The sequence below is a fragment of the Ulvibacter sp. 2305UL32-6 genome (assembly GCF_058148545.1).
Genome location: NZ_JBYVKA010000004.1, coordinates 181147 through 198781, shown reverse-complemented (window position 1 = coordinate 198781; position 17635 = coordinate 181147). Strand labels below are relative to the sequence as shown.

Here is a 17635-nt window from a genome sequence, read left to right as displayed (position 1 = left end):
TTTTATTCTCCTAACAGATTAAACGCCCCTTTGGTCAAAAACTGGGTGTTTGGTTTAAAATTATCTCTAATTTCTATGATTGAATATCCATCATAGCTTTCTTTTACAATAACTTCTTGTTGATAAAAGTAGTAGGTATCTCCGTCTTTTTTATCTAAAACCAAAACATGATTGACATCATCCAGTTCAACAAGGGCTTCACTAGGTAGAGCTTTAGTTAAAGTACTTTCGGTAATAATATTCGCATCGACGAACATACCGATCAAGAAATTATGGCTGGAATCATCTTCCAGATGCCCATGTACCTTGATCGTTCTGTTAGCTCCAATTGACGTACCAACAAGATGTACTTCGGCTTTATAGAGTTCTGACGACGCCTCCGGGATTCTAAAATCGATTTCCTGTCCTTTTTTGATCTTCATGATATCCTTTTCAAAAACGGAAAGTTCTAAATGAATATGATCATTATCTATTATTTCTAAAATTTCAGTAGCGGGCGAAACATAGCTCCCTTTGGTCACATTCATCTTGGTAATACTACCCGAAATAGGTGCGTAAATACTCACTTCCGAAGTAATCATACCAGCCTGTACCTGGGAAGGAGATATGTTAAGCATACGCAGTTGTTTGTCTAATCCTTTGTGTCGGGCCACGGCTGTTTTATAGTCGCTTTCTGCTTTTAAAAAGCTTTTTTGAGAAGTTATGTTTTCATTCTTCATTGTTAGCTGCCTCTCGTATTCTGCTTTGAGATAAGTGAGTTGTTCATTCACTTCCATATAGCCCTGTTGTAAGGTAATAAATTCGGGATTTGTAATGGTGACCAGTACTTGCCCCTTGCGAACATGATCACCTACAAGTAGAGGTGTTGTTTTAATATACCCTCCCATTGAAGCACTTACAACGGCTCTATTTTCGGGCGGAACATCGATCATTCCATTGGCTCTAACAATTTTTGGAAATGATTTTTCTTCAAAGCTGCCAAGAACCATATTGTTCTGATCAAACTGTGATTGGGTTACTGTGATTTGCTCCTCTATCAGTTCTTTGTCTTGCACCATCGCTTCTGTTGGTGTCTTCTTTTCCTCACAGCTCATTAGCACAAAAACGACGCTGATTAGTAAAATTTTATATATGTTGGGTTTCATAACGATCTATTTATAGGGTTAGGTAATTCATGGTAATTACAGTTTTATTATACTCATTGAGCTTATCTAAATGGCTCAGTTTAATTTCATAAGCACTTTCTAGACTTAGAATATATTGGTAGAAATCTATCTCACCATTTTTAAAACTTCCATTTGCTGTTTTTAAAATTTCTTCGGAAAGGGTTGCCCCTTCCTTTTCATAATAGATCAATGCCTCCTGAAGCTGGATTAATTCAGTTTTAAGAGCATCCAATTTTGCGTTTAATTGAATTTTATATTCTTTCGATTCAACCGTTGCGATATCTTCTGCAATACGCGCTGCTTTGATCCTTGATGTCTGTCCGCCAAAAAGAAGCGGTATTTTTAAACCTAATTGATAGCCATAGAGATTTCCGTTAAGGGCAGCATTTGTACCCTGAAAGTAGTTAAGACTAATATCTGGCAGTAGTTTTTGTTTTTCAAAACGACGTTCTGCTTGAACGAGGGAAATTCTATTCTCATAATATTTCAGTTCTTCATCGCCATAAACCTCCAACCCCCTCAATGCGATCTTTAGTGAGGTTTCTTGAGCGATACTAAGGGGTTCTTTGGTTTGAATTACCGAAAGTAAGGAACCATAAGCAAGCGTCACTTCTTTTTGCGTTGCCTTATAATTAAGATTGATTTGGCTTTGCTTGGATGCCGCAGTTATTTTTTCGAGATAGTTGGTTTCCCCTAGCTCAAAGCGTCTGGAAGCAATACTTGAAAAATTTGTATATAGACTATCTAATGTCTTGTAGACCTGTTCTTTCTCTCTTGCAATTTGATAATGGTAATAGGCTTCGGTCACCTGGCGTTCTATGCTTTTTTTCTTTATATCGAAGGAACTAGAGCTAAGCTGAGAACGGGCTTTATTTACGGTCTTTTCAGAAAAATAAACCGTAGGAAATTTGAAGTCCTGCTGAATTCCGAAGACACGTAAAGGTTCATTATTTATTGCCAAATTGTTTTCATCAAATTCATAATAAACCTGCGTTTTATCAAAACTAAAAGCACTGTTAATTAAATAATCACCTTGTTCTACTTGCAATTCGGAAGCCTTTAATGCAGCATTATTTTTAAGTGCTATTGGTATTAATTCCTGAAGCGTTTTAGGGGGTTGTTGCGCACTAACATTTATTGAGATCAGCAATAAAACAGCTGTCAGGCCTAGTGCTGCATTCTTTTTGGAGCCTAATTTTCTTTTATTAGGTGTATTTAAATAGGCATAAAGTACTGGTAGAACGACTAGGGTTAGTAAAGTTGCAGTAATTAACCCACCTATAACTACCGTTGCTAAGGGGCGTTGTACTTCGGCTCCGGCATTCGTGGAAATGGCCATAGGCAAAAATCCTAATGCCGCGGCCGATGCGGTTAACAGCACTGCTCTCAATCTGTCTTTGGTTCCCTGTTTAATTAAGTCGTTAATATTAGTGTAACCCTCTTTTTGCAACTCTTTAAAATGTTCTATTAATACAATTCCGTTAAGAACAGCAATACCAAATAGCGCAATAAAGCCCACACCTGCGGAAATACTAAACGGTAAATCACGCAACCATAACAACAATACACCGCCAACTGCGGCAAGTGGGATCGCTGAATAGATCATTAGTGCTTCCTTAACCGAATTGAAAGCAAAATACAAAAGCACGAATATCAATACGAGGGCAATAGGTACTGCGACCATCAATCGTGATTTTGCGCTTTGTAGATTTTCAAACTGACCTCCATAGGTAATTGAATACCCTATAGGTAATTTTACATTCTCACTGACTAATCTTTGAATGTCATTAACTACCGATTGTAAATCCCGATTACGAACATTAACACCTACTACAATTCGGCGTCGCGTATCATCTCGCGAAATTTTTGCGGCTCCTTTTTGATAGCTAATATCAGCAAGTTCACTCAATGGAATTTTTCCTCCGGAAGGTAGATCGATATATAAGTTTTTTAAATTATCGATGTCTTGCCGCTTATCTTTATCGAGTCTTACAACCAGATCGAACCGCTTTTCACCTTCAAACACACTCCCCGCAGATCTCCCCGCAAAGCCCATTGAGATCATATCATTTAGATCTTGAATATTGAGTCCGTATCTCGCAATTTTCGCTCTGTTGTATCGAACACTCATTTCTGGTAATCCTGCAATTTTTTCTACAGAAATATCTGCGGCTCCAGCCACATTTTCAATTAACGAACCGATCTCACTTCCTTTTTTGGCAAGAATATCTAGATCTTCCCCATACACTTTAATTGCAATATCTGCACGTACTCCAGTGATCAACTCATTAAAGCGCATCTCAATAGGTTGTGTAAATTCAACTTCCATTCCAGGAATGACGGCCAATGCCTCCTTAAACTGGTCTGCTAGTTCATCTTTAGATTTAGCGGAGGTCCATTCACTTTTTGGTCGTAAAACGATAATCACATCGCTCTCTTCCATAGACATTGGGTCTGTAGGGACTTCCGCAGCACCTATTCGTGTAACTACTTGTTTGACTTCTGGAAATTCTTTCAACAGTATCCTTTCAATTTCGGTAGTGATCTCAACGGTATTACTTAACGAGGTCCCCGTCTTCAATACGGGCTGAATAACAAAATCGCCTTCGTCTAAGGTTGGAACAAATTCTCCTCCCATAGAAGCATACAAATAGATCGATAGCCCAAGTAGGACAATAGAAAGGCCTAATACCAACCTTTTACTTTGTAAAGCCCAATGAATTATGGGTTCATACATTTTGTTGAGCCATTTCATTAAACGGACTGAAATATTTCTATCAGAGGCTAGTGAGGGTTTTAAGAATATGGATGCTACCACAGGTACGTAGGTGAAACAGAGTAGCATTGCTCCAATCAGTGCAAAACTAAAGGTTAACGCCATAGGTTTAAACATCTTCCCTTCTACTCCACTCAAGGATAGTATGGGAATAAAAACGATTAAAATGATGAGCTGACCGAAGATGGCTGAATTCATCATTTTTGAAGCCCCCGAAAATGTAATGGTATCTTTTAATATTTGTCGATCGGCTTTTGATAATCCATTTATTTCAGCTGATTTTTTAGTAATCTGAAAAGCGATAAACTCGACGATAATGACCGCCCCGTCTATAATAATTCCGAAGTCAATCGCTCCCAAACTCATCAAATTGGCGTCAACACCAAAAACATACATTAATGACAAGGTAAAAAGCAATGCCAGCGGAATGACCGAAGCAACAACAAGCCCAGATCGAAAATTACCTAAGAGTAATACTACTACAAAAATAACGATCAAACATCCTAAAATAAGGTTTTCTGAAACTGTGAAGGTGGTCTTTGCTATGAGCTCACTACGATCAAGAAAGGCATTGATATATACACCTTCTGGTAATGATTTCGATATTTCGGTAACTCGTTCCTTGACTGCCTCAATAACCTGCTTCGAGTTTGCGTCTTTAAGCATCATTACTTGGCCTAATACTTTTTCTCCTTCCCCGTTTCCAGTAATTGCTCCAAAACGAGTAGCACTTCCAAAACCAACAGTAGCAACATCTTTAATATAAACTGGGATGCCATCTTCATTTTTAACAACAATATTGCGGATATCCTCTAAAGAAGTCACTAAACCTTCACCGCGAATAAAAAATGCTTGATTGACTTTCTCGATGTACCCTCCGCCAGAAACACTATTATTCATTTCTAGTGCCGAAAAAACATCGCGTGCTGAAATGTTCATTGCATTTAACTTTTCAGTATCAATTGCAACCTCATATTGTTTTAAAAAACCGCCCCAGGTATTCACTTCAACCACCCCAGGAATACCCGATAATTGACGTTTTACGATCCAATCTTGTATGGTTCTAAGGTCTTCGGCGTTGTATTTATCTTTAAATTCTGGTTTAACATCAAGAATATACTGGTAAATTTCTCCTAATCCAGTAGTAATGGGGCCCATTTCTGGGGTTCCAAAACCTTCGGGAATTTTTTCGGATGCCGATTTAATTTTTTCCGCGATGAGTTGTCTGGGCAAGTAGGTTCCCATATCATCTTCAAACACAATAGTAACAACCGAGAGTCCGAATTTTGAAATAGAACGAATTTCTATAACCCCAGGTAAATTTGCCATTTCCAATTCGACCGGATAGGTTATAAACTGCTCCATATCTTTTGTAGACAGATTCCGGGAGGTTGTGATGACCTGTACCTGATTATTAGTCACATCGGGTACAGCGCCAATAGGGATCTGAGATAGTGAATACAACCCAAATCCTATAATAAAAAGTGTAAATAGGAGAACAATGAACTTGTTCTTTATACTAAAATTGATAATATGTGATAACATTTTTTCATAGAATAATCAATGTGAACACTCCTTAATCAGTAATACGATCAAGAAATTAAAAAAGAGAATAGGTCTGTGAGTATTTATGAAAGCCTAGGTGGCTGAAGAATACCTTCCAAGTACACCGATGAGGAAGGGGCTTGATAGTGAAATGTATGCACTTTAAATTGAAGAAACTCTGGTGCTTTCAAACTTACTTTTTGCTGATGTATGGTAAAGTCTGTAAAGCAAGAGATATGTGATTGATGCTTAAAAGGGAGGTTCTCGTGATCTTCATTTTCTTCTTGCTGTTCTTTATCATGAGCTGCTTTTAACTCACCATAGTGCTTAGAAATAAACACAAAAACATTGTCCCCATATCGTTCACTATGGAATTGTGCGTGCTCAACAAACTCGTCAATTTGAGATACATCACTAACGCTTATCCCAAAACTATGAATTAGGATAAAAAGAGATAATGATATGGAAATTAACTTAATCACGTATGTAAAGATAAGAATTATAGACACTGCTGTATGTAACTTAAGTTACCTAATTTGGAAATTAATCCGCATAATTTTACGTAAAATTAGAATATATGCTGAAAGGAACGAAACTCTACAGTATTGTTAGAATGAAATGCCCGCGCTGCCAAGAAGGTGATTTCTTTGAAGGTCATCCTTACAATTTTAGCACCATGGGTAAAGTGAAAGAACGTTGTCCGAAATGCAACATGAAATTTGAACTTGAAACAGGTTTTTTTCAAGGTTCTTATTACCTGTCGTACGCTTTAGGAGTGGCTTTATTTATCGCGGTAGTTGCTTTAAACTATATTTTTAGAGAAGAAATCACACCCGCTTTTTTAATGCTTTCCTTTATATTAGCATTAATTGTATTATTCCCCCTAATGTTTGCGCTATCAAAAATTATTTGGGCCACCCTCTTTATCAAATATGACAAATCGATTTCCAAAACTATAAGACAAAATAAGAAATGATTCAAGAACTAAAAAAGAGCTACGGACATATATTTGAAGATGAGCTCATCAATGAAATCTTGCAAGTAGGCACTTATAAGGAAGTTCCCGCTGGATTTCAATTGATGGACATAGGCTCCTATATAAAGGGAGTGCCTTTACTAGTTTCTGGGGCCATAAAAATACTTCGTGAAGATAAAAATGGTGATGAATTACTGTTGTATTATTTGGAAAGTGGCGAAACCTGCTCTATGACAATGACATACAGTGTAGGTCATGTTAAAAGTGAAATAAGAGCCATTGCTGAAACCGACGCCAAACTTATCATGATTCCAATACGCAAAATGGAAGAATGGATGGCAAAGTACAAATCTTGGCGCAGTTTTGTTTTTGAAAGTTATCATTCTCGTCTCAATGAAATGTTACTCACCTTAGATAGCATCGCTTTCGATAATATGGACGAAAGATTATTAGGCTATCTTAGAGAAAAAGCAAGAATTGTAAATGACAATACTATTCATAGTACACACCAAGAAATAGCTTACGAATTACATAGCTCAAGGGTTGTTATTTCTCGCCTCCTAAAAAAACTAGAAAATTTAGGAAAAATTGAACTACACAGAAACTATATCCAAATAATCAACTTAGACTAGATATGTAGCGTAGGTTCTGCCTTTAGACATTTATGTAGTTTATTTTATGCTTAAATCGCAAAAAATTAGAAATGGAATTATTAGAAATATTCGGATACGCAAGTGCATTAATTATTGGAATCTCTCTTGGAATTATTGGAGGTGGTGGTTCTATACTTGCTGTACCTGTTTTAGCCTATTTATTTTCAGTAGATGAAAAAGTCGCAACTGCCTATTCTCTATTCATTGTTGGTGCTAGTGCTTTGGTTGGAGGTATAAAACAACATCTAAAAGGATATGTAGATTGGAAAACTGCCGTTGTGTTCGGAATACCTGCAATTATTGGTGTAAGTATTGTACGGCATTACGTTGTGCCAGCATTACCAGAAGTTCTTTTTACTATTGACGACTTCCAATTTACGCGTAGAATGGCAATGTTTGGTTTGTTTGCCGTACTTATGATTCCCGCCGCCTTTTCAATGTTAAAAGAGCGTCAAACTAAAACACAAAAAGGTGATGGAACAGTAAAATACAACTATCCATTAATCTTAATTGAAGGGCTGCTTGTTGGAGGTATTACGGGTATGATAGGTGCTGGTGGAGGGTTTCTCATTATTCCAGCTCTTGTAATATTGGCAAATATTGAAATGAAAGTCGCAGTAGGAACTTCATTAGTTATTATCGCCTTTAAGTCTCTTTTAGGCTTCTTTTTAGGAGATGCATTTACAATGGAGATTGACTGGATGTTTCTCTCTATTTTTACAGGAATTTCTTTCGTTGGAATACTCATTGGCAGTTATTTATCCAATTTTATTGACGGAAAGAAACTCAAAAAAGGCTTTGGGTATTTTATTTTTGTAATGGCCATTTTTATCTTCTATATGGAATTCTTTGTAAAACAATAATAACTCAGCTTAAATCTAGTGTAATTATTTTCTTTACTTACAACCAGAGCATTCGCTTCAATTATTTGTAACAAAATTTGTTAATCTCAGCAACCATCCTTTATTAATTGATTCTACTTATGTAACCTAAGTCACTGTAAAAACCTAAAAATCAGTATAATTTTACCCCATAATTAAAAATGCTTAAAATGAATGTTGAACAAATCTATACGGGTTGCCTAGCACAGGGAGCCTATTATATCGAAAGCAATGGCGAAGTCGCCATTATTGATCCGTTGAGAGAAGTAAAACCTTATTTAGATAGAGCTAAAAAAGATAATGCTAAAATCAAATATATTTTTGAAACACACTTTCATGCAGATTTTGTTAGTGGTCATGTCACTTTAGCGAAACAAACTGACGCTCCTATCGTATTTGGTCCTAATGCAAATCCTACTTTCGATGCTATAATTGCATCTGATGGTCAGGAATTTAAGTTGGGAAATGTGACCATTATAGCTTTGCACACTCCTGGTCACACTATGGAAAGTACCTCTTATCTTTTAAGAGATGAAAATGGTAAAGACTATGCGCTTTTTAGTGGAGACACATTATTCTTAGGCGATGTGGGAAGACCAGACTTAGCTCAAAAAATGGGCGTGATAACAGAAAAAGATCTAGCTGGCTTTCTTTATAATAGCCTACGTGAAAAAATAATGCCTTTGGCCGATGACGTAATTGTATATCCCGCCCATGGAGCAGGATCGGCATGTGGTAAAAATATGATGAAGGAAACTGTAGATACACTGGGGAATCAAAAGAAAATGAACTATGCCCTACGTGCCGATATGACCAAAGAAGAATTTATTGCTGAAGTGTTAGACGGTTTGTTACCACCTCCACAATACTTTCCACTTAATGTTAAGATGAATAAAGAAGGTTATGACGACATTGATGAAGTACTTAAGAGAGGAACCAAGAAACTATCACCAGAAGTTTTCGAAGTTGTGGCAAACGAAACAGGAGCCATTGTTTTAGACGTGCGCCATGAAAATGAGTATGCCAAAGGGCATATTCCTAGATCTGTATTTATTGGATTAGATGGTAATTTTGCTCCTTGGGTAGGTGCGCTAATAGCAGATGTAAAACAACCTATTTTACTAGTGACAGATCCAGGTCGAGAAGAAGAAACCGTAACAAGGTTGTCGCGAGTTGGTTTTGATAATACATTAGGATATCTTAAAGGTGGGTTTAACGCATGGAAAAATGCTTCTAAGGAATATGATGTTGTAAGCTCCGTAAGCGCAGCTGTCTTTAAAAATGAATTAAAGAAAGAAAAAAAACCGGTCTTTGATGTTCGTAAAGAGAGTGAATTCTTTTCAGAACATGTAATCGATGCAAAGAATACACCGCTTGACTTCTTAAATGATCACTTAGCAGAATTCCCAGACAAAACATTTTTTGTTTACTGCGCGGGAGGTTATAGAAGTATGATCGCTGCCTCAATATTAAAGAGTCGTGGTATTCATAACCTAATTGATGTAAAAGGAGGGTTTAAAGCCATACAAGAAGCGGGTGTTCCTGTTTCAGAATATATTTGTCCAACTACCTTATAATTTGAATATGAAAAATATAAATCAAAACGAATGGCAAGAATTAATTTCTAACGATGATGCAGCAATTATAATTGATGTACGAACTCCTAACGAATGGGCAGAAGGCATTCTTAAAGATGCAATAATGATAGATGTTTTAAATGAACAAAACTTTATTACAAAGGCAAAGACACTTGAAAAAGAAAAAAACTATTATGTTTATTGCCGAAGTGGGGCTCGTAGTGCAAGAGCGTGTCAAATATTGGAATCGTTCGGAATCAAATCTACCTATAACCTATTAGGTGGTATACTTGCTTGGCAAGGAAAAACGAATGTACCTGTCTAAGCAAAAAATTTAACAATGCTATCTTCTGATTACAAAAAAAGGGAAGTCTAAAAGCTTCCCTTTTTTACAACAATAACCCATGCAATTTCTGGCTTAATTGGGATTAATATGTAACCTCAGTTACCATAAAAGTTATATTTTCATAATAACTTGCATAAATAAAACTGAAGTATAATGAGAACCTCAATTATAGTACAAAATTTAAAATGTGGTGGATGTGCAAAAACCATCACCTCAAAACTATCAGAAATAAATAATATCTCAGAAGTAGCCGTAGACAATGAGACCTCCACGGTCTCTTTTAGAGCTCAAAGTTCAGAAGATGCGCTCAATGTAAAAGAAAAATTAAAAATTTTAGGCTACCCTTCTATAGACGATCAAAATTCAGTAATAACCAAGGCAAAATCTTTTGTAAGTTGTGCCACAGGTAAAATGGCAAAATAATGAAACAGTTAATAGCATTGCTCATTGTAGGTTTAGTAATCACTAGTTGTGATTCAAATAAAAAAAGTAATTATTCCAATACGGCAGAAGTAGAACTAGAGACTTCCGAGGCCGTAGTTGCACATCCTGGGAAACTATTGATGCAAAATAAATGCTATTTGTGTCATAACCCCAATACAGATCACAAGGGAAGAATCGCCCCGCCAATGGTAGCCGTTAAATCGCATTATCTTAATGATGATACTACAAAAGAAGAATTTTCAAATGCTATTTGGGAATTTGTTCAAAAACCTTCTATAGATAAAACAAAAATGCGAGGGGCAGTAAGACGTTTCGGTATTATGCCTTATCAGGAATTTAAAGAAGAAGAAATTCGACAAATTGCTGAATATATGTACGACTATAAGATAGATGAGCCCGAATGGTTCAAACAACATATTGAAGAGGAAAGTAAAGGAAAAATGCAGTATCGGAATGATGGAAAAAAAGCAGATGAATCACCTTCCGAAGAATCAAAAAAGCTTGAAGATAAAGGCTTACAATACGCACTAAACACCAAAAAGGAATTAGGAAAAAACCTAATGGGTACTATTCAAAAAAAGGGAACTCTAGAAGCGGTTTCTTTTTGCAATATAAAAGCATACCCAATTACCGATAGTATGGCTAATGTTCAAAACGCGCATATACGACGCGTATCCAACAAGCCTCGTAATCCAGAAAACCAGGCAACCAAAAAAGAATTGGGTATTATTGAAAATTTTAAAAAAGCAGTAGCTAATAACGTTGATTACCAAGTAGTCACAGAAGTAATTGACAATAAAGTGCATTTTTATTATCCAATTACTACAAACTCCATGTGTTTGCAATGCCATGGTAAAACAAACGCAGATATTGAACCAGAGGTCCTTCAAACCATTTTAAGTCTTTATCCTAATGATAAAGCCACAGGATATGATGTAAATGAGGTACGAGGCATTTGGAGTATTACATATGACCAATAAATCTGTAAATGAGGGGTCGAATTAATCTACTTCAAACACAATAAAAGAATTCTCTTAATACAATCTCTCGGTTTTTTCACTATATTTCCTATGGATTTTAAAGCTAGAATTGACCGTTATTTGTCTCTTGTGACTTTAGAATTACTCCTTTTAATTGTTCACTAACCAATTAATACTATGAAAAAAAATATGGGCGGTACAGACCGCATTATTCGTTTAATATTGGCCGCTGTTGTAGGGCTACTGTTTTGGCAAGGTATTATCGCAGGTATGCTAGCGTACATATTGTTAGGGTTGGCTGCCATTTTTGTATTAACCAGCTTTGTAAGTTTTTGTCCGCTATATACGCTCTTCGGTTTTAGTTCATGTAAAATCAAAGAGTAAGAATCTTGTTTCACATTACAAGCCGACCTAAATACCTAGTTCGGCTTGTTTAGTTTGCTTCCATATGAAATTACATTATATAGATTATATCCTTGTTGTACTACAAGGTGTTCTGCTAATCCTATATGTATGGGAAGTGCCACTAATGGAGCTAGCCTTACCAATGTATCTCAAGGGAACAGGGCTTGTTATTGCAATTTTTGGTTTTTTGCTGTTTGTCGTTGCATTACTACAGTTAAATAAAAATCTATCTCCTTTTCCAACTCCAAAAAAAAACAGTCAACTGATTCAAAATGGAATTTATAAATATATTAGACATCCTATCTATACAGGTATTTTATTAAGTTGTGCAGGGTATTCTTTATATGTGGATTCATCATTCAAGATTCTAATAACATTTTTACTCCTTCTTCTTTTTAGCATTAAGTCTAAATATGAAGAAAAAAAGCTAATTCAAAAGTTTAAGAGCTACAAAACTTATATGAAAACAACGGGCAGATTCTTACCTCGACTGTTTTAAATGCCTACAATATTAGGGTGCATTCGCTTTCGCGGAAACGTATTCCGCAAATATCACTCTAACTTTGCAAGACATTTTTCTAATGTAACCTGTGTTACTGTAAAAGCCTCTTTCATAGCGTATCTTTATACCATATTAATTAACAATAAATAATATTTATTATGGATAACGAAAATCAATTATCAGAAAAAGTAGTCTCAATGCCTAGAATTGGAGATATCGCACCAGATTTTGAAGCTATTACTACCAAAGGAAATATCAAAATGTCTGAGTTCGCGAAAGATAAATGGATAGTGCTCTTTTCTCACCCTGCAGATTTCACGCCTGTTTGTACCACAGAAATGAGTGGATTTGCTCAGAGAAAAGGCGAATTTGACGCATTAAATGCCGAACTTTTAGGGCTGAGTATTGATAGTATTCACGCACACTTGGGGTGGGTTCAAAATGTTAGAGAAAATACTGGAGTTTATTTTGACTTCCCTATTATCGCAGATATTGATATGAAAGTTTCTAAGTTGTATGGAATGTTGCAACCTAACGAAAGTGAAACTGCCGCTGTTAGAGCTGTATTTTTTATTGATCCTTCAAAAAAGATTCGCCTAGTCATGTACTATCCACTAAACATTGGAAGAAACATGGATGAAATTCTTCGGGCTTTAGATGCACTTCAAATGGCAGACAAACACAAAGTAGCGATGCCCTTAGACTGGAAAAGAGGTGATAAAGTAATTTGTCCATCACCTAAAACTCTCGAGGCGCTAAACGAAAGACTAGCCGATGACACTGTCGAAAAGATTACATGGTATCTGGCTAAAAAAGATGTCTAAATTTAATAGAAGGGTTTTATGTAAATTTGATAAAGCCCTTCTTTAAAAAAAATAGTATGAAAATAAAACAATTTGAATATAAACCTCTAGCACATTTTTCCTATGCCATTGTAAGTAATGGAGAAATGGCAGTGATAGATCCAGAACGAGACCCAAAAGCGTATTATGCTTTCGCAAAAGCGAATAAGGCCAAGATAACAGCGGTGATAGAAACACATCCTCACGCAGATTTTGTAAGCTCTCATTTGCAGATTCACAAAGAAACTGGCGCAACCATCTACAATAGTGTGAAGTTAGGTGCAGATTATCCTCATCAAGCATTTGATGATGGTGACAGCATTAAAATAGGAAACACTGTTTTAAAAGCAATAAATACTCCTGGGCATTCGCCAGATAGTATTACTGTAGTAGCCACTGATGCTAACGAAACTGCCCTTTTTACGGGTGACACCTTGTTTATAGGAGATGTTGGCCGTCCCGATCTACGTGAAAAAGCCGGGAATATGAAAGCAAAGCGTGAAGAGCTAGCCGAAATGATGTATAACACGATTCAAAACAAGTTTAACAACTTACCCGATAATGCGCTGATTTATCCAGCACATGGTGCAGGTTCACTTTGTGGCAAAAACCTAAGTGATGCAAAAAGTAGCACCTTGGGAAATGAACGCATGGGTAATTGGGCTTTTAAGAAACAGTCTAAAAAAGAATTTATGGATACCTTATTAGAAGGTCAGCCATTTATCCCTTCTTACTTTGGATACGACGTAGACATAAATAAAGTAGGCGCAGAAAATCTTGAACCCGCCATAAATAAGGTTTCGTTTGAGAAAGAATCTACGGCTACAGGCCTTATCGTAGATATGCGGGATGAAGCTTTATTTAAAAAAGGCCATTTAAAAGGCAGTATCAATATACAAGCTACTTCGGAAGATGATAAGTTTGAAACTTGGTTAGGGGCACTTGTAGAACCTAATGAAGAATTTACCTTAGTCATAGATTCCGAAGATAATAAAGAAAACATCCTTAATCGCGTGGCTAAAATTGGCTATGAAAAGCAACTAAAACAAATCATTACACTCAAAAAAGAACACTTAATTGAATCGAAAGCATTGAATTTAGATGATTTTAAAAGCCATCCAAACAACTATACCGTTATTGATATTCGAAATACAAGTGAAGTTGAAGAGGAACAGTTTTTTAAAAATGCAAAATCATACCCGTTAAACGATCTGAGAAATAGTGCAAGTCAAATTGCAACAGATAAACCTATTGTTGTTCATTGTGCTGGTGGCTATCGCAGCGCAGCGGGCAGTAGCATTATAGAGCGACAATTAAAGGGTGCCACAGTATATGATCTGAGTGAAGACATTAATATTTTTAAATAAAAAATTATGACAAATACAAACAATATTGGTTTGGATGTTACAGCATCACAAGCCACCGCAAAAGAATTAAATGACTTACTAGCAAATTATCAATTATTCTATATGAATCTAAGAGGATTTCATTGGAACATAAAAGGAAAAAAATTCTTTGAATTACATCTTAAATTTGAAGAGCTCTATAATGATGCCTTACTTAAAGTTGATGAAATTGCCGAGCGCGTACTCACTTTGAGTGCAACACCGCTTCATACATTTAAAAAGTACTTAGAGACTTCAGAAATAAAATCTGCTGAAAATATCACCGATGGTGAAATTGCGATTAGTGGTATTCTGAAGGCTTTAAATATTTTGCTTCGGAAAGAAAGAACCATTTTATCTATCGCTGCAGATGCTAATGACGAAGGAACCGTTGCGCTAATGAGCGATTATATCACCCAACAAGAAAAACTGGTATGGATGCTTTCTGCCTATCAAAATTAGAATAGTAAGCTATAATAAAAGAAAAAGCCCTTTTGACATTTTCAAAAGGGCTTTTTTTATGATTCTTACACTAAAAACCATATTGAACAAAGAGCGAAAAATTTCTTCCAGGATCATTAATTGGCACTCGCGTAAAATCTGCCTGGTTTACAAAAGAAAAATTTAGGTGATTGTTATAAGTTTCATCAAAAATGTTTAAAACCGCAAACCCTATATTTAAATCTTCAATCGGTTCCAAACCAAATTTAACATCTAAGGTTTCATAACCTGCAGTCTCTTGTTCTCCAAAGCTTAAAGCAATTTCGTCTTGCTTTGAAGTAATAGTATAATTCATACTTGCCCAGTAGATATCTTTTTCAAAGCCCAACCCAAGACGCGTTATTAGCGGAGGTGTTAAAGGTAACGATTCATCAAGGTCTTTATTTTTTGTAAATACATACGAAACACTTGTGTTAAGATCAAAATATTTCGCAAAATCAATTCCCAAATTAGCTTCAAAACCAGTTTTATAGGCTTCATCTAAGTTAACAAAACGTTTCACTTCTTGAGGTAATGCATTAGGCATGAATTTACGTTCTAAAGTTGGATCTATAACTGGGACAATATAGTTTTCATAAACCGAATAATACCCTGAGAGCTCGTACTGCAGTGCATCAATTCCTGTGGTAAAAGTCTTCTTGCCTTTTATTCCTATTTCGAATTGGTTGTTAACTTCCGCATCAAGAAAAGGATTTCCCACATATTCATATGGATCCTGCCCTACTGAAAAATGATTAATGTACCGTTCTATCATATTTGCAGAGCGAACACCACGCCCATAAGCTACTTCTAAGGTAGTATTTTCTGAAATTTTATGCTTCATAGACACTGTAGCAGAAATGTTACTCTCTTCACGCTGATCTAAATTTGAATACAACGCTTCAAAATCGGTTTCTGGATCTTGAATGTCTGATACAACAAGATCGTATCGAACACCTGCCGTCAACATTGTTTTATTTGAAAACGCATATTTATTTTCAGCAAAAAGTCCGTAGTCATTGATATATGAATCTTGCCAAATCTTATCTTCAAATACAATAGGTTCAGGTAATATCTCACCCATCATATTGCGCTTTACGACTCTAGTTCTACCTCCATCTCTGGCAATTAACATCGCATCTAAACCGCTGTAAAGTATCCATTTTTCTAGAGGCTTTATTGTCAATTCTATTTTTCCACCTGTAGTTGATGCATCAATGGTTGACAAAGCTTCCGTGGTCATAAACGAAGGTCTATTTTCATTTGACATTATATGGTCTACATAAGAATAATATGCTTTTGTATTTATTTCTTTAATTACCCCTTCTAAGGCTGAAATCTTATAGTCTAACGAAATGATAGAACTATTATCTTCGTTGGTATCCATCGGTAAACCCGCATGCAGTACATCTCGCCCAAAAGATTGTCGCCAATGCGCTTGAACTCTTTGGTTATCGGCAATATTATATCCTAGACGCAGACCGTAATCTAAACTTCTGAAAGATGATGGAATTTCTGTACCATCTCCATCTTCGTAATTACCAAAATCTCGATATCCTGCATTTGCCACTATATCATAGGTATCGGTAACTTGATGTAATTTTACTGAAGAAACTATAGAATTTCCATTAGATTCATATCCAGAGTTTACACTTCCGTGGAAACCATTTTCCATCGATTGCGGTTTTTGCGTTACCAAATTAATTACACCACCAAAAGTGGCCCCATATCGCACTGTATATGGTCCTTTAATCACTTCAATTCTTTCAATTTCTTCCGGAATTACATGGGTTGTAATAGGATCCATTCTATTGGGGCAAGCATGTACGGCTTTAGTTCCACCATCAAATTGAATATTTAGTTGCTCATACTGCGATGCCCTAAATGAAGGATCAATAGCATAATTTCCTCGTTTTATTAGTGAGAAGCCATTAAAGTCGTTAAATAGGTCTGCTACATTTTTGGGTTGTACAACCTTCTTTTTCAGATCTGTTTTTACAACCGTAAGCACTGGATCTGTATTGGTTTTACCCGTAACTATTACCGTGTTTAACTGAACCGATTCTGTCTTAGTTGTATCTTGTTTTATAGTTGCTTCCTGCGCAAAAAACGACACAGGTATAAGTGCGCATAGAAGCGCTAATTGTTTTATTTTCATCTTTATTTTTCAAAATTATTCCACAGTGTTATTGAGATAAAAGCAAGGCTCTTATCTCTAAGTATTGTATTGAAGATCAACTTAAATTTGTGGTGGATGAAAAATAGAATGAAGCGCAGCTTCTTTATAGAGTAATAAATAATAAAAGTTTGCTTTTTGTGAATCGACAAACACAATTTCTTTGTCTAATGATACTTCAGTAAGAGAAAACACAAAAGGATCCCACTGTATTGCAGGCAGGGTTTGTTCCTCTGTAGCGCCTTTGTCATTGGTCATTTTACTTAAATAACACTTCCCATTACATTGTAATTCTGGCTTATCTTTATTCTCACAAAGCTGCTCGATAAAACTATCAACATCTAAGGCGTACCAGCCATAAACCGCAGCAACCTTTAAGCTATTACTGAGCACTAAAAAAGATAATAATAGAATCTGAATGAGTTTCACGATGCAAAATTATTAAATCTTAATCCAATTTTAAGTGACTTAAATCACATAGTGAAAAAAAAGAAAAAAAAA

At 35.9% G+C, this 17635-nt stretch carries 17 protein-coding genes; 12 read left to right on the top strand and 5 right to left on the bottom strand.

The window, feature by feature from the left end:
• Positions 1–2 precede the first annotated feature (2 nt).
• From ACY2RU_RS13675 to ACY2RU_RS13665, 3 genes are all read right to left on the bottom strand, one after another.
• A complete protein-coding gene (locus ACY2RU_RS13675; RefSeq protein WP_490139034.1) occupies positions 3–1145 on the bottom strand; it encodes an efflux RND transporter periplasmic adaptor subunit in 1143 nt (380 codons plus the stop codon).
• A gap of 10 nt (positions 1146–1155) precedes the next feature.
• Positions 1156–5487 (bottom strand): CusA/CzcA family heavy metal efflux RND transporter, encoded by a 4332-nt coding sequence (locus ACY2RU_RS13670; RefSeq protein ID WP_490139033.1) that lies wholly within the window; start codon positions 5485–5487, stop codon positions 1156–1158.
• An 83-nt stretch (positions 5488–5570) separates the two neighbouring features.
• Positions 5571–5969, bottom strand: coding sequence for a hypothetical protein (locus ACY2RU_RS13665; protein ID WP_490139032.1), 399 nt, complete (start codon positions 5967–5969; stop codon positions 5571–5573).
• 95 nt (positions 5970–6064) lie between these two features.
• On the opposite strand from ACY2RU_RS13665, the gene ACY2RU_RS13660 reads away from it, so the two are divergent.
• The 12 genes from ACY2RU_RS13660 (at position 6065) to ACY2RU_RS13605 (ending at position 14940) form a co-directional block, all read left to right on the top strand.
• Positions 6065–6463, top strand: coding sequence for a DUF983 domain-containing protein (locus ACY2RU_RS13660; protein ID WP_490139031.1), 399 nt, complete (start codon positions 6065–6067; stop codon positions 6461–6463).
• Entirely contained in the window at positions 6460–7095 is a 636-nt protein-coding gene (locus ACY2RU_RS13655) for a Crp/Fnr family transcriptional regulator (RefSeq protein ID WP_490139030.1), read from the top strand. Before ACY2RU_RS13660 ends, ACY2RU_RS13655 begins: the two co-directional genes overlap by 4 nt.
• Before the next feature lie 71 nt (positions 7096–7166).
• Positions 7167–7979: a sulfite exporter TauE/SafE family protein gene (locus ACY2RU_RS13650; protein ID WP_490139029.1), complete on the top strand. Its 813-nt coding sequence runs from the start codon at positions 7167–7169 to the stop codon at positions 7977–7979.
• 188 nt (positions 7980–8167) lie between these two features.
• Entirely contained in the window at positions 8168–9574 is a 1407-nt protein-coding gene (locus tag ACY2RU_RS13645) for an MBL fold metallo-hydrolase (protein WP_490139028.1), read from the top strand.
• A gap of 7 nt (positions 9575–9581) precedes the next feature.
• Positions 9582–9899, top strand: a complete 318-nt coding sequence (locus tag ACY2RU_RS13640) for a rhodanese-like domain-containing protein (protein ID WP_490139027.1) — start codon at positions 9582–9584, stop codon at positions 9897–9899.
• 174 nt (positions 9900–10073) lie between these two features.
• Positions 10074–10343 (top strand): heavy-metal-associated domain-containing protein, encoded by a 270-nt coding sequence (locus tag ACY2RU_RS13635; RefSeq protein ID WP_490139026.1) that lies wholly within the window; start codon positions 10074–10076, stop codon positions 10341–10343.
• Positions 10343–11344, top strand: coding sequence for a c-type heme family protein (locus tag ACY2RU_RS13630; RefSeq protein WP_490139025.1), 1002 nt, complete (start codon positions 10343–10345; stop codon positions 11342–11344). Before ACY2RU_RS13635 ends, ACY2RU_RS13630 begins: the two co-directional genes overlap by 1 nt.
• A gap of 177 nt (positions 11345–11521) precedes the next feature.
• Entirely contained in the window at positions 11522–11728 is a 207-nt protein-coding gene (locus tag ACY2RU_RS13625; protein ID WP_490139024.1) for a YgaP family membrane protein, read from the top strand.
• A 64-nt stretch (positions 11729–11792) separates the two neighbouring features.
• The gene (locus ACY2RU_RS13620) at positions 11793–12248 is read left to right on the top strand and encodes a methyltransferase family protein (RefSeq protein WP_490139023.1); all 456 of its coding nucleotides are present in this window, start codon (positions 11793–11795) and stop codon (positions 12246–12248) included.
• A gap of 161 nt (positions 12249–12409) precedes the next feature.
• Positions 12410–13075 (top strand): peroxiredoxin, encoded by a 666-nt coding sequence (locus tag ACY2RU_RS13615; RefSeq protein ID WP_490139022.1) that lies wholly within the window; start codon positions 12410–12412, stop codon positions 13073–13075.
• Between the two features lie 56 nt (positions 13076–13131).
• A complete protein-coding gene (locus ACY2RU_RS13610) occupies positions 13132–14460 on the top strand; it encodes an MBL fold metallo-hydrolase (RefSeq protein ID WP_490139021.1) in 1329 nt (442 codons plus the stop codon).
• Between the two features lie 6 nt (positions 14461–14466).
• On the top strand, positions 14467–14940 hold the full coding sequence (locus ACY2RU_RS13605) for a Dps family protein (protein WP_490139020.1): 474 nt from the start codon (positions 14467–14469) through the stop codon (positions 14938–14940).
• Between the two features lie 70 nt (positions 14941–15010).
• Here ACY2RU_RS13605 and ACY2RU_RS13600 read toward each other — a convergent pair whose 3' ends face one another.
• Entirely contained in the window at positions 15011–17116 is a 2106-nt protein-coding gene (locus ACY2RU_RS13600) for a TonB-dependent receptor domain-containing protein (protein WP_490139019.1), read from the bottom strand.
• Positions 17117–17197: 81 nt separating this feature from the next.
• The gene (locus ACY2RU_RS13595; RefSeq protein ID WP_490139018.1) at positions 17198–17563 is read right to left on the bottom strand and encodes a hypothetical protein; all 366 of its coding nucleotides are present in this window, start codon (positions 17561–17563) and stop codon (positions 17198–17200) included.
• Between the last annotated feature and the right edge of the window lie 72 nt (positions 17564–17635).